Source organism: Peribacillus sedimenti, assembly GCF_046237635.1.
GTDB lineage: Bacteria > Bacillota > Bacilli > Bacillales > DSM-1321 > Peribacillus > Peribacillus sedimenti.
The window spans coordinates 4,331,221-4,345,197 of the sequence record NZ_CP143547.1 but is presented as its reverse complement, the minus strand read 5'-3'; the positions used below and the strand labels follow the sequence as shown (position 1 = coordinate 4,345,197).

The following is a 13,977-nucleotide window of genomic DNA, read 5'->3' as shown; positions in this document are numbered from 1 at the left end:
CAGGGAAAAGCATTTGAAATTGCTCCCTGACAGTTATCGGGTAATTTCGGCGATAGAGCAAAAGGCGAACCAGGTGGCAGGTTTCATTGCTGCTGTAAGTGATGGAGTATTTTCAGCATATATTCCTCTTCCCAGAGGTACTGTCAGACTACAGACAACAGGGAATCGGGTCGGAATTGCAGCCTGAATGCTAGATGAACTGAAGGGATTTTTATATGATAGACCTTGCGATAAAGATGGGCAGAATTATTACGAACGGCTTAGTAGGAGCCGTGCAACTGGTATGATGGTTAGCGATTACCATAACCAGCCAGGGAAATAAAAAATACGGCTGCCGCCGCACTTTTTATTTCTCTTTTCGTTTTTGTTCTTTAGCCTTTTTGTGTTCGTCAATAATCTTTTTCATTTTCCCGCTATTGTTATTAGTATTAATAAGCTGTACAAGATCTGTCATATTCTCTGCTTGATAATCCGTATTCTTTTCGCTCAATTTCATTTCCTCCTTATTTAAGATCATGAAGTGTACATATACCCCTTATGCATGTAATAAAACAAACAAAATAAAAAGCCGGCAAGAGCCGGCTGTATTTCTATAAAACATCATCCAGCAGCTCTTCCACTTCTGCGGCGAGCCGTTCTGTTTCATTGTCAATAATGGTAATCATGGTGCCGTCAATTTCAATCAGGTCTCCCGGTTTGGATTCTGCAGGGAATAGATTGATAGGTATACCCTCATGTTCTCCTTTTATATTAACAATGCCATATTCACCTTCAAAACGGTCGATGATTCCTTTCTGTATTTCTCCCATAGTTTAGCCACTCCTAATTGGAAAATTTTCTAAAGGCTTAAGTTCATTGGCGTCCTTTCGATGCCAGCTTCCTGGTCTGCAGAATATGACTCAAAAAAAGAGTTGTTTGGAGTTTATATGGCAGAATGCTGACTCATATAGGCTCCCAAAAATATGGTTCTCTCCTGCTTTTCGGCAGGACACAATGTCTTTTTGTTTGGAGTTGATATTCCCGTCACTATGAGATTGTTAAACCATGTTCCATATATTGTTAACCAGAAAAGGATTTATTTTGCACGGCTCATTCTTTTCTTTCTGAAATCAAGAACTTCATCCGCTGTTTGAGAGCGCTTACCATAAATGCTCTCAGCTTTATAGGCATGTACTTCTTCATAGATATGCCTCATTTTTTCATAGATTTCTTCTTCAGTTATTCTTGTTGGAGACCAGTAATAGATATCCATTTCGTTGTATTCTCCAGTAACCATATGTTCTCTGACATAGGAAATGGAATCCGCTTTTTGGAATCCGTTTCTTTCGTAGAACTTAACCCGCTTCTTTGAATCCGGGTCTTTATCAGTAATCGGCTCTACCTCCAGGATGATAGGTTTGTTTTTTCTTTTTAGTCGATTGATCAAGGCACTTCCTATGCCTGACCCTCTGTTATTTCCGCTGATCAGTATATAGTCTACGAAAATGCTGTGATCATTTTCAAAATAAACGACAATGAATTCTGGACCCTCGTCCCGTTTATAGGTATCTTCTTTTTCAGAAAAGAGTACTTGCATATGTTCCTTCGATTTCATTTCTCTAGGTGGAAAGTAAGAAGTAAGCTTACTGTACCATTCAGTCATGTTTTGGCAGCTCCTTTTAATAGATAGATGAGATGGTTATCTTATCTGACATATTAATACCAATAAATAATGAATCTTAAACTACCAATTTTCCGGAAAATGTTTGAATTGTTGAAAAATAGGAAATATATATCTCGTTAAAGCTGATTTATTTAAATCAGTCTTTATGAAACTTTTAAACTATTAAAAGGCGGGGAAAGAAAAAATGGTCAATGAAACGAATGGACAGAAATTAACTGCATTACTCGGCTGGAGCTTGCAAGCGATTGAAGCAATAGATAAATTAGACCGGCCTTATGTGGTTGTAGGACCACCAGAATTCCAGGAATTTGCAGATAAAAATGACATAAATTTTGTGGCTTGGCAGTTTGAACGCCTAAATGAGGTTTCTGATGAGCTGTATGAGAAGCTTGCCAAGCTTAATGTAAAGGTAGCTGTACCGATTTATGAAGAAACTGTAGAGTGGGCAGGCGTGCTGAATGCCAAATTCAATGATGATCCCCGCATTTTCAACCGCTCTCTTTTGCTGCGCGATAAAGGACTGATGAAAAGGAAGGCCCAAATGGCGGGAATCAAAGTCGGGGTCTTCGAGGAAGCGTACTCAAAGGAGGATGTTTCCCGATTTTTAAAGAGAGTTAATGAAGCTTTGATCAAATTAGATGGGGACTTGAATGATCCTATCCATGTGAAGCCTTTGAACAAGGCTGGAACAGTAGGCCACAGGCTGATTCGTGATGCAAGAGATATTGACCTGATGAGTGACCAGGAATTCCCTTGCCTGATGGAAAGCCATCTTGATGGCCAGGAATTTTCTTGTGAAGCTTTTATCCATAACGGTCAGGTTAAATTCCTTAACATTACGGAGTATGTACAGCTAGGGCATTCCAATTTCATCCCGGCCTCTCCATCCCTGGAAGAGTGGAGACCGCAAATCAGGAAGGAAATCCAAAAGTTGGTCGATGCATTTGAAATAAAGTACGGTGTAATCCATCCCGAATACTTCATTTCACCTGATGGGTCATTGAATTTTGGGGAAGTCGCTGCAAGGGTCCCGGGAGGACACATTTTCGAGCTTATTGAGAGGGCATATGGCTTCAGTGCATTCCAGGCACAAATTCTTTGCAGTGACCCTGATACTACCGAGGAGGAATTGGATCAATTTTTCCCTGAAGAGGTTACATCGGCAAAGGGCTATGCAGGCAGCCTAATGGTTTATCCGCGAGTTAAATTGATTGAAAAGCTGAACTTTCCAGATGAATTGAAAAACGACCCTTACTTCGAAAAGCATGACATGTTTATTCCGGTTACGTCAAAGGTAGCTGAGCGTGTTGGCTTTGGAAATCACTATGGAACCATCTTTTTCTTTGGAGAAGACAGTGAAAGAATGCGCGAGTTGCTGAAAGAATATGAAGACTTTGATTTTTATCAATGATAGGTGGGGAAAATAATGGTTGTAGAAACAGCTTCTTTGAAGGATAAATTTGAACAGGCACTCGAATCGCTAAACAGTGCCAAGCCATTTGCGAAAAGCATGTATCAGACAAATGTGTTCCAGCTGGCAATTGAACTGGCTAACAGTGAAGAGGGGATGCAGGTTCTATATGAAAACGCCCCAAGATTCGATGAAATTGGCGTATTCCACGGCGGCCCATGGGAAGATGCCTCTAAACTCCAACCCCCGTTTGTGGGAGGATCGCTGCGGCTAAAGGGCGTCAATTCCATTATCGAGATATTGAGTGAAATGAGAATGCTCGCCATTGCAAAGGGGGATTATCAGCACAGCGACCTTTCCCAGGAAGATGCGCGTTCCTTTTTGAATGAAGTGCTGGCACTTAATCTTGACCTGTTGTTTCCTCCTGAAACAGAGGAAGCCAGGGTTGAAGCGGGCCCGCATCTTAAGCGAGCCGAGCTTCTGTTTCAATACTTAGGCAATGAGCTCTCCTACAACGCAATCTCTGATAAAATTGTCGGGGAAATCGAACGTTTGACCGTACAGAGGCCAATCATGGTGGATCGCATCAAAAAGATGATTGAAATGGCTAAGAATATGGTCGAGTCTGATATCGAAAACGACACAAAAGAAACTCTAAGGGCTTTTGAACGGGCCATGACGGCTCCCACAAAATTAAGTAATGAATTTAAAGACTTCAGGAAGTACCAGGGCTTTCTTAAACAAGTGGAGGAGAGCGATTTAAGGGAAGAGGCTGAATCGTTTGCCAGGTCCATGAAAGAAACAGGCCTTGTTTCTCCATTCCACGCTACTTTTATCCGGTACCTGAATCGTGCTAATACTGATTTGATCCCGGTTGCCTTGAATCTATCCGAGACCGGCACAGCCAGCTTTAATGCAAACACAGATCTGATTCATGACATTATACAATTATCAATCCATCCACAGACATGCCAGTCTGTCTATGGACTTGCCAATATGCTGGACCGGGGAGTTTTAACACAGGAGCCGTTGCTTCCTGCCATCCGCAGGCTTCTGGATCTGGATATTCATCCGGCGGTTAAAAAGGCACTCCTTAAGCCTGAGCATAAGAGGAACGGAATAACAGCAAACGGTGTTCTGGTTGCTGGAACAGTAAGTGTTCTAGGCCAGCCTCTTGGAGTCGGGCAGGGATTAAACCCTACATGCCAATCCGCTAGAGCCATCAGCCTTTGGGCACAGCATGGAATCGGCCAGCTCCTTGAATATATCGCACGGGCCGCACGCGACCAAGATGTAGATATGACGTTTGAAGGAGAAGTCATTCATTCCATTGAACTGGAGGGCGGAGTTGCCGGAGGGGAAATCCATCAAGAGCTGGATCCTGTTTCAATTGTACTTGTCCCGCATCTGGATAAAATTTATAACGAAATGATGAAAAGGACTCTCCTGCGCGGAGAGGACGGCCATAAATGGGTGAATCCCGAGTTTTACGGAGAATGGATTCCTCGCGGCTTTCTCAATGCGATTGATTCCGTTACTGGATATGTTACCGATTATCCAGCCTTTGTCCGTTTATTCTATGCGACCCATCATCCAGAATATAACGAAGGATATGAACTCATCTATCCAAATCCGGTAGGCATCTTCATTACAAATGTACACGGAAAGCTGCTGGGACTGCACGCTGTATCTATTCAGCGAATTGATCTGGATTCAGATGGAGAATATCGCATTTACTTTTATAATCCTAATAATGATAGCGGACAGAATTGGGGTCAGGAAATTGAACCAAGCGTTTCCGGCCATGGCGAATTAGAGGGTGAGGCATCCCTGCCATTCCATCAATTCGTCGCAAGGATGTACGCCTTCCACTATAATCCTTATGAACAGGGAGATACGTATATGGTGGACGATGAACTGGTGCAGAGGGTAGAAGCATTATCCAGAGAAAGCTGGGGAGAAGCTTACACCTGGATATAACAGGAAGAAGGGCTGTGTTCTTAAAATGGACACAGCCCTTCTTGATACATGGGGCTTTACTTTACCGGAAGTCGGAGAGAAACTGCCTGATGTAGAATCGAGGAACCAATTCTGCGCTTCCGAAAAGAAACGGTTCCAGACGACTGTAAACAAACGAGATAAAAAATGAGTTTGCCTACGTTTTTTGGATCTGTTAAACGATTATGTTGGTTGCAGTGAATGAACCCTCGGAGCGGGCGGTGAGCCTCTTTTCCGCTGCTGTTCATGGAGGTCTCACCTGACTGCCCTACTGATCCCGCGGTTCTGACGTTATGATGGAGCGTTGCCAAACTGTTGCCAGCTTAGGAATCAAATGTATCAAATTAAAAAAGGGGTTCGGAATGCTTCCATTCCGAGCCCCTTTTTGCCGGCCATCTGTGTGTTCCGAGAAGAACACAGATTTTTTGATATCATGAATAAAAAGGTTGCATATGATATACAAGCGAATGTATATTTATTTATATTGTTCGTATAAATATACTGTTTACTTCCTTAAATTTTCTTGGTCTTTAAGGCGGTGCTGCTGATCGGGATGACGCCCTTCCTTTGTTAAGTCCTTAACCGGGTTCTTGTTTGATTGAAATTTTTGTTCAACTTCTCTTAGGTTGTCTTCTTTCATTACAAAATCCCTCCTTTGTCCCCTTTTTCCCGAAATGGCTCAATTAAAACAAGAACGGCCGATTAATTATTGGATAAATAATCGAATTTATAAGGCGTGAGCCTATTTTTTCAGCAGCTTATAGAATATTTTTTGTTTTTGTCTATAATATAGTAAATCCATATGGAAGGACTTGTTTTGATGGGCTTATTAAGGAATTCAGAAAATCTATATTTCGCAGCTCTCGTAAGCGCCTTTGGACAGTCCGGAGAATTTCAAAAAGACTTTTGCCGAAAGAGTCTGTATGCTGAGGCTTTACGCTTGATTGGCGATGAAGCTGGCCTGCAAATTTTGTTCCAGCATGCCCCGCAATTGGATCAGCTTGGTTTTTTTGAAGGTCCATGGAAACGGACAGATAAATTGCAGCCGCCCCTGGTCCGTGGGACGATACAGGCTGGAGGAGCAACAGCAGCTGCTGAAGTGTTGAGCAATTTAAGATTTTTGGCGATAGCCCTTGAACAGTATCAACATGGCAGTATAAGCAGCCGTGATGCACAAAATTATTTGGATCAGGTCATTGCGGAAAATTTGGATATTCTTTATCCTGCAGAAACCGAAGAAACAAGAATCGAGGCTAAGCAAAGGCCCCATAATACCATTACATTGTTAAGGTTTATTATAAATAGGTACTCAAGCTCAAATGTGCTGGATCATATAAATGGTAAAATTCAAACCCTGGCCGTGCAGCGTCCCATAGTCACAGACACCATAGAGGACCTAATTGTGACCGGCAAGCATTCAAGGATGCTGGAAGAAACGAATCCCGATTTTGAAAGATTTGAGCAGGCTCTGCTATACCCCACTAACATTGCCAGGCAGCATGCAGATAACTGGCATGGGAATTTTAGCTTAATGGCTGAGGAATTGCTGTGCAGGGAAGCTGAGCGCTGTTGCGAATTAATGAATGAAACAGGCTTAGTATCAGAATATCATGCAAGCCTGCTCCGATATTGCAATGCCAACAAGCCTGCGTGGATTGGCAAGGTGCTGGGAATTAATGCACTTGGTTTAAAGCAGCTAGAGTCTCACCTGCCGTTGATGATGGAATTGATTGAATGGTCCATCACAAGGAAAACAAAGCAATCACTATATGGATTAGCTAGGCTGCTCGAACGCGATATTTTTACGGATCGTTTTACAGAAGCCATAAAACGGATCATGCTTAGTAAGCCGTGTGCAGAAGCTGAGCGAAGGCTTTCAGCTTTGAGCCGCTTTCAAGATCAATTACCATCCAGGACTTTAATTGTGTCTGGGATGGTTCAAGTATTGGGCCTTCCCTTGGGAATCGGCCAAGGCAATAATCCTACGTGTCAGTCAACAAGGGCTCTCAGCTATTGGTCCCAAATTAATCCGGAGTATCTGCTGGACCTCTACCATAGTGCCATAGTGAATGATTCAATTGCCATACCATATGAAAATAGCATGATCCAATCAGATACTCTCATAAAAAACGATATGGATGAAAGCATACGAATGGATCCCGTTTCACTGGTCCTGCTTCCGCACCTTGACGCTGTTTATGCAGAAATGATAAAGAGGACGGGATTCAGGGGAGAGGATATTCATAAATGGATCAACCCGGCTTTTTATGGGCCTAAGGTGATGAGGGGATTTACTGATATATATCATGATACCAAATTTCGCGATAAATTTAAGAAATATTATAATCCCCTAGAGCCGACATACATTACTGAACTGCCTCAGCCAGCCGGAATATTGATTTACAGCACGAGCGGGCAGCCTCTTGGTGCCCATGCGGTTTTGATCCAAAGAGTGGCAAAAGACCATGCCGGACAGATAAGAGTCTATTTTTACAATCCGAATAACGACAGTGCCCAGCAATGGGGTGAGGATATTTGCACCAGTGTCGCAGGGAACGGAGAATTGCCTGGCGAGTCTTCTTTGTTATTTAGCGAGTTTCTCTATTGTGTCTATGCATTTCATTATCCTGATGGACAGAATGATTGAAGATATAAAATACAAAATATATTCAGTTTTTTAATTTACAGTGAAAATTACCGGTACTACAATGAGAAGGAAGGATATCTGCCTTCTCTTTTTTGCGGCAAGAAAATAAATAACCATCATGCTTCCAAGCTAGTGCATAACATACATATCCTGCGGGCTGGAAGAATGTCCGGCCAAAAAAATAAACATAAGGAGAAGATGTAAAATGAGTCCTTTAGTTTTTGCCTGCATTGCTCCCCATGGTGGAGAAATCATTCCTGAACTTAGTGGAGAGTTACCGGAGCGAATGGGTGTTACAAGAGATAATATGAAGAAAATGGGACAAAAGATGGAAGAAGCCAAGCCTGACTGTATCATTTTGCTTACTCCACATGGTACCAGGATTAATGGCCAATTCTCTATTGCTGATTCAGAGAGATTGACAGGGGTGCTTGAAGAGAATGGTTCGGTTTACAGGATGGAGAGACCCACGGACCGTACCCTAGCCAGGTTGATAGTAGAACAATCCAGAAAGCAAGATATCCCGGCAGCTTCAATTAATTATGCGACAAGTGAGGGACCGTATTCTTGTCTGCCTCTTGATTGGGGAGCAATGGTACCGCTTCGCTTTATGCCCGAGGTGCCTGTCGTCATTATTACTCCAAGCAGAGAAGTGAGCTTTGAACTGCATATTAGATTTGGGACAGCGATTAGAGAGGCAGTACAGAAATCAGGAAAGAGAGTAGGACTGATTGCAAGCTGTGATTGGTCACATGCTCATGATGAGAATGGACCTTACGGCTTTGATCCTGCTGCGCAGCAATTGGATGAAGAGGCCGTGCAGCTTATTAAAGCAAATGAACTGGAAAAAATGATGGATTGGGACTTGTCATTCATTGATGCAGCAAAACCTGACGGTATCTGGCAGACACTGATTCTCGCAGGCGCGATACCTGCCGAAGACAGAATTGTCGATTTGCATTCCTATGAGTGCCCCACATACTTTGGCTTGATATGTGCTTCTTATCAATAAACCAATTTCTAAGAATTTTAAGGTAGCGGAGATATTCCGCTGCTTTTTTGTTATTTCCACGTGAGTATTAGTAGGAAAAACGACTTTCCCCCTTGAATATATGTTGAAGAAAAACAAATAGAGACGTGCAGTGATCAGGGGGTTGGTGTATGGAAGTTGTGATAGAAAAGAAAAAGAGAAAAGTGAAGTGGAAAAAGTTATTTCTATGGCTGGGGGGAGCCCTTGTATTTTTAGTGATTGCAGCTGTGATTGGGGCTAATATCTACATATCCAGGTCTCTGCCAAAGACAGATGGAGAAATCGTACTCAAAGCGCTGTCAGCCCCTGTAAATGTGATACGCGACTCATCTGGAGTGCCTCATTTGAAAGCGGAGAATGAACGGGATTTATATATGGCGCAAGGATATATCCAGGCTCAGGATCGCTTATTCCAAATGGATTTAAGCAGGCGCCAGGCATCTGGCAGGCTTAGTGAGGTTGTTGGAGATGCAACATTGCAAAATGATAAGTATTTTCGCACCCTTGGGCTCAGACGGGCAGCACAGGATTCCTACGAACAGTACTCAGCCGAGGGGAAAAATGTATTAAACTGGTTCGCTGACGGGGTAAATCTATACATAAATGAACTTAACAAGACAGGCAAATGGCCAGTGGAATTCTCAATTTTTGGATATACGCCCGAACCGTGGTCTGTTGTGGATTCATTGACCATAGGAAAGTACATGGCCTTTGATTTGGGAGGCAACTGGGAGGACCAGGCATTCAGACAATATTTAATTGAGAATTTCCAAAAGGACAAGGCGTATGATCTATTTCCTGCGTATCCGAAACATGCACCTTACATAATTGGCGAAGAGAGCCTGGATATTGAGAAAAGCTTTGCCGATGCAATCATTCCCCCTGAGTTCAATGGGAGCAACAATTGGGTTGTCAGCGGAAAAAAGACAGCATCAGGAAAGCCATTATTGGCAGACGACCCCCATCTTGCCCTTGCTACCCCATCCATCTGGTATCAGATGCACTTGGAAGCGCCTACAGTCAATGTGAGCGGGGTTATTTTTGCAGGAATTCCGGGAATCATTCTCGGCCATAACCAACAGGTTGCCTGGGGGGTGACAAATACAGGTCCAGATGTACAGGATCTTTATATTGAAAAAAGAAATCCATCCAACAAGAACGAATTCAGCTATATGGGGAACTGGGAAAAGGCAAAAGTGATCGAGGAACCCATCAAAGTAAAAGACGGAAAGACCGTGGACTATAACGTAACCATTACCCGTCATGGACCCGTGATTTCGGAGTTTGCCGGAGAAACTGGAAAAAATACAGTCCTTTCGCTAAAATGGACCGCCCTGGAAGCCTCAGCTGAGCTGGAAGCAGTTTTGGATATGAATAAAGCCGGCACCTGGAATGAATTTGAAAAAGCTTTAAAAAAATTTCATACACCTGCGCAGAATTTCGTTTTTGCAGCACAAGATGGAACTATTGCTTATAAAGCCAATGGAAAAATACCCATCCGAAAAGGTGACAGCCTGTTACCTGTACCGGGCTGGACTGATGAATATGAATGGTCAGGCTATATCCCTTTTGACAAACTCCCAAAAGCAGTAAATCCGGCGGACGGGTTTCTGTCAACAGCCAATAATAAAGTTATATCTGATGATTATCCATACCATATCAGCAATAACTGGGCCCAGCCATACAGACAAATGCGAATCCAGGAGTTCCTGCGTTCCAAAAATGATTTAACTGTGAAGGATATGCAGGAACTGCAAATGGATGAAATGAATTTGCAGGCCAGGGAATTTGTTCCTCGGTTTATAGAGGTGCTGGAGAGTAACCGAAACTCCAAAATCCGGGAGGCCGTTTCAGCACTAAAAGAATGGGACTATATCGACTCAGACAAGCAAGCAGCTCCATTGATTTTTAATGTGTGGATGACAAAGATTCCTGAAGTAATCTTTAATAAACAGGTTTCAGACGAAATGCTTGAGCTTTTCCGTGGCAAAAAACAAGCGGTTGATGAGCTTTTACGCCGTGGATTGGACGGAGAGCCGGGGCCCTGGCTAAAAGAAAACGGAGGGATATCCAAGGTATTGGCTGATTCCCTGAGGCTTTCGCTTGACGTAATTAGTGAAACACAAGGGGAGGATATAGCCGATTGGAAATGGGGAGAGTTCCATCAGGTCAAGTTCACCCATCCATTATCCAGTGTTACGCCGCTCCAGTATTTATTTAACCCCGAAGGAGGGACTCCTACAGGAGGCAGCAGTGTTACGGTTAAAGCCGCAGCTTTTACTGAGGATGGAATCGTCAACCATGGCGGCTCCTGGAGATTTGTCATCGACATAAATAATCTGGCTAAGAGCTACCATTTGGTAGGTCCGGGACAGTCCGGTCATGTTAAGAGTAAATGGTACCATGATCAATTGGATGACTGGGTGCAGGGCAGGTATCACACGACCAAAATAAAAGAACCATCTGGAGATCTTCTTGTATTAAAGCCGCAATAAATGGGCTGTAACTTCTCCCCCTATGCAGCGTCAAATTAGTAAAAGCGACTGGAGGAAACAGTGTGCCCATAAAAAAAGTAGTGTTAATATTGGCAGCATTGCTGCTTTTGGTGAATGGATGCAGCAATTCTTCAATTGATGGAGGAAGCTCCAAGTCAGATAGTAAGTCGACTGAACAATCAGCGTCTGATTCTGCGTCAGTCGGCAGCGATAGCCAGGAAAATAGCAAGGAAGATGCAAAACAGGAGCATGCTGCTACAGAAAGAAGGGTTATCCACACAGCAACCGTCAATATAGAAGTTAAGAAATTTGAGGTAACTCAGCAAAAAATCGAAGATAAAGTTAAGGAATACGGAGGCTATATCGTTGAGTCCACCTCTTTTGACGAAGGGGAAGGGCGACTAAGCGGAGTGATGACAGCAAGAATCCCGGAACAAAACTTTCAGCAGTTTCTACATGATACCGAAGAGGCGGCTGTAAAGGTGCTTGAAAGAAATATGAAAGGTGAAGATGTTACCGAGGAATATGTAGATCTTCAGTCCAGGCTCAAGTCCAAACGGGCAGTCGAGGCGAGGCTCCTGGATTTTATGAAGAAAGCAGCAAAAACTGAGGACCTGCTAAAGATTTCCGCTGATTTGGCTTCCGTTCAGGAAGAAATGGAAACCATCCTGGGCAGGATGAAATTCCTCGATAATCAGGTGGCATATTCCACTGTGCAGATATCCATGCATGAGGATCTTGTGGTAGTTCCCGATCTTGAGAGCAGTGATCTTAATACATGGGAAAAAACAAAAAGACAGTTCGCTGCAAGCCTGAACTTCCTGCTTGGTGCGGCTTCGGCCCTATTCGTGTTCATCATTGGAAATTTGCCGGTACTGGTACTATTATCGATTATTTGTTTTATTTGCTACAGGTTTATAGGGAAAAGGAAGAAGAAGTAACCATAATCGAAAACCTCCCAGCCGTCGGGGAGGTTTTCGATTATGATGCAGGATGTGCCTGATCCTTTAATTTTGCCTTTTATGCATGCCACGCCCATAATAAGCGGCAATCAGCAATAAAATCCAAATGGGGCCTACGATGAGCGCTATGAAAGTGTTTTCTGAAAAACCCAGTAAAACGATGACTAATAGCAAGAACCCTAATGAAAAATAGCTGCTGATGGGATGTAAGGGCATTTTATATTCCAGTTTTTTATATTCACTTGAATGCATTCTTTTTCTGAATCGAAGCTGTGAAATAAGGATGGTGCCCCACGTCCAGATAGCGCCGAATGTGGCTATGCTCGTAACCCAGCTGAACACTTTCTCAGAAACGATATAATTTAAATATACACCTATAAGAAGAGCTGCTGCGGATACGATAACGGCAATGCCAGGCACGCCGTTTTTATTTGTGCGTTCAAAGCCTCTTGGCGCTTCGTTTTGTTGTGCCAGGTTAAATAGCATCCTTGCCGTACTGAAGATTCCGCTGTTGCATGAAGATAATGCTGCAGTCAGTACGACAAAGTTAATAATACCGGCTGCTCCCGGTATGCCGATCTTATCAAAGGTAAGAACGAATGGACTGTTTTTGTGATTAATTTCATTCCATGGATAAATGGACATTATAACTGTCAAGGACAGGACATAAAACACCAAAATTCTCCAAAACACAGAATCAATGGCACGTGATAAGGATTTCTTCGGGTCTTTTACTTCACCTGCTGTAACTCCGATCATTTCAACGCCAAGATATGCGAACATCACCATTTGAAGGCTCAATAGAACTCCTTTAAGTCCGTTAGGAAAGAAACCGCCATTCTCATAAAGGTTGCTGATTCCTACAGCAGCACCTCCATTCCCAAAGCCGAAAAAGATGACTCCTGCTCCAACAATGATCATCCCGATAATCGTAACGATTTTTATCAAAGCAAACCAGAATTCCAATTCACCATATGCTTTAACAGCCAGGAAATTAATGCAGGTCATGATCAATAAGGCAGCCAGGGCCCAAGCCCATTGGGGAGTCCCGGGAAACCAGAACTGCATGTAAATACCAACCGCTGTTATTTCTGCCATACAAGTGACAATCCATAAAAACCAATAATTCCATCCAGTGATAAAGCCTGCAAGCGGACTGATAAAATCCCTGGCATAACGGCTGAAGGAACCGGCGACAGGGTTTTTTATTGCCATTTCACCAAGCGCTCTCATTATGAAAAATATAACCAGCCCTCCTATTGCATAAGACAATAAAATTCCTGGGCCGGCAAGCTGGATTGCGTCTGCAGAGCCTAAAAAAAGGCCTACGCCAATCGCCGCTCCAAGCGACATCAGGGTAACATGCCGCTGTTCCAATCCTCTATGCAGTTGTGATTCTTCTCTTTTGTTTGCCATCGTGAGCTCCTTTGCTGTAGATTAACCATATTTCCATGTCGGGTAAGCGCTTTCTGAAATATTGGATAGTAAAGAAATCCATATGTATCCGAAGGTTAGTGTTAGTCTATACTCTTTTCAAATCGCATAGTACCATAATAAGATTCAAACATTTCTAACCATTCTCTTAAAAATAATAGTAATAAACTAATTGTTTGTAAAGTGACGTTGCATTAATTAGGTACATAGTATAGATAAAATGGCGCAAAGGAAATATAACACTTTCTCTCACTCTCCTGTTCTCTAGAACATAATGCTTATAATTTATCGTAAATTATTATAATGAAATTATTTAATATTGATAAAAAGGGAAGAT

At 42.8% G+C, this 13,977-nt stretch carries 12 protein-coding genes; 7 read left to right on the top strand and 5 right to left on the bottom strand.

All coding sequences use genetic code 11. From position 1 onward, the window contains the following. The first annotated feature begins 13 nt into the window (after positions 1 to 13). Positions 14 to 187 carry a hypothetical protein gene (locus tag V1500_RS21360; protein WP_409302414.1) on the top strand — a complete coding sequence of 58 codons (174 nt, stop codon included), beginning with the start codon at positions 14 to 16 and terminating at the stop codon, positions 185 to 187. Positions 188 to 346: 159 nt separating this feature from the next. On the opposite strand, the gene V1500_RS21355 is transcribed toward V1500_RS21360, so the two are convergent. From V1500_RS21355 to V1500_RS21345, 3 genes are all read right to left on the bottom strand, one after another. Next, on the bottom strand, positions 347 to 490 hold the full coding sequence (locus tag V1500_RS21355; RefSeq protein ID WP_409302412.1) for a hypothetical protein: 144 nt from the start codon (positions 488 to 490) through the stop codon (positions 347 to 349). Between the two features lie 100 nt (positions 491 to 590). After that, positions 591 to 809 (bottom strand): DUF3006 domain-containing protein, encoded by a 219-nt coding sequence (locus V1500_RS21350; protein WP_409302411.1) that lies wholly within the window; start codon positions 807 to 809, stop codon positions 591 to 593. 266 nt (positions 810 to 1,075) lie between these two features. Beyond that, positions 1,076 to 1,642, bottom strand: a complete 567-nt coding sequence (locus tag V1500_RS21345) for a GNAT family N-acetyltransferase (protein WP_409302409.1) — start codon at positions 1,640 to 1,642, stop codon at positions 1,076 to 1,078. A gap of 205 nt (positions 1,643 to 1,847) precedes the next feature. Here V1500_RS21345 and V1500_RS21340 point away from each other — a divergent pair, with 205 nt between their 5' ends. Further along, positions 1,848 to 3,074, top strand: a complete 1,227-nt coding sequence (locus V1500_RS21340; protein WP_409302408.1) for an acetyl-CoA carboxylase biotin carboxylase subunit family protein — start codon at positions 1,848 to 1,850, stop codon at positions 3,072 to 3,074. Positions 3,075 to 3,089: 15 nt separating this feature from the next. Then, complete coding sequence (locus V1500_RS21335) at positions 3,090 to 5,054, top strand: hypothetical protein (protein WP_409302406.1); 1,965 nt, start codon at positions 3,090 to 3,092, stop codon at positions 5,052 to 5,054. A gap of 523 nt (positions 5,055 to 5,577) precedes the next feature. Here the strand turns inward: V1500_RS21335 and V1500_RS21330 are convergent. Further along, the gene (locus V1500_RS21330; RefSeq protein WP_409302404.1) at positions 5,578 to 5,712 is read right to left on the bottom strand and encodes a hypothetical protein; all 135 of its coding nucleotides are present in this window, start codon (positions 5,710 to 5,712) and stop codon (positions 5,578 to 5,580) included. Between the two features lie 177 nt (positions 5,713 to 5,889). Between V1500_RS21330 and V1500_RS21325 the strand changes: the two genes are divergently transcribed. The 4 genes from V1500_RS21325 (at position 5,890) to V1500_RS21310 (ending at position 12,185) form a co-directional block, all read left to right on the top strand. Beyond that, positions 5,890 to 7,719 (top strand): hypothetical protein, encoded by a 1,830-nt coding sequence (locus tag V1500_RS21325; RefSeq protein ID WP_409302402.1) that lies wholly within the window; start codon positions 5,890 to 5,892, stop codon positions 7,717 to 7,719. Between the two features lie 205 nt (positions 7,720 to 7,924). Next, positions 7,925 to 8,731 (top strand): extradiol ring-cleavage dioxygenase, encoded by an 807-nt coding sequence (locus V1500_RS21320; protein WP_409302401.1) that lies wholly within the window; start codon positions 7,925 to 7,927, stop codon positions 8,729 to 8,731. A 149-nt stretch (positions 8,732 to 8,880) separates the two neighbouring features. Next, entirely contained in the window at positions 8,881 to 11,244 is a 2,364-nt protein-coding gene (locus V1500_RS21315; RefSeq protein WP_409302399.1) for a penicillin acylase family protein, read from the top strand. Between the two features lie 62 nt (positions 11,245 to 11,306). After that, positions 11,307 to 12,185 carry a DUF4349 domain-containing protein gene (locus V1500_RS21310; protein ID WP_409302398.1) on the top strand — a complete coding sequence of 293 codons (879 nt, stop codon included), beginning with the start codon at positions 11,307 to 11,309 and terminating at the stop codon, positions 12,183 to 12,185. Positions 12,186 to 12,251: 66 nt separating this feature from the next. Here the strand turns inward: V1500_RS21310 and V1500_RS21305 are convergent, their stop codons facing one another. Then, on the bottom strand, positions 12,252 to 13,622 hold the full coding sequence (locus V1500_RS21305) for an amino acid permease (RefSeq protein WP_409302396.1): 1,371 nt from the start codon (positions 13,620 to 13,622) through the stop codon (positions 12,252 to 12,254). Positions 13,623 to 13,977 lie beyond the last annotated feature (355 nt).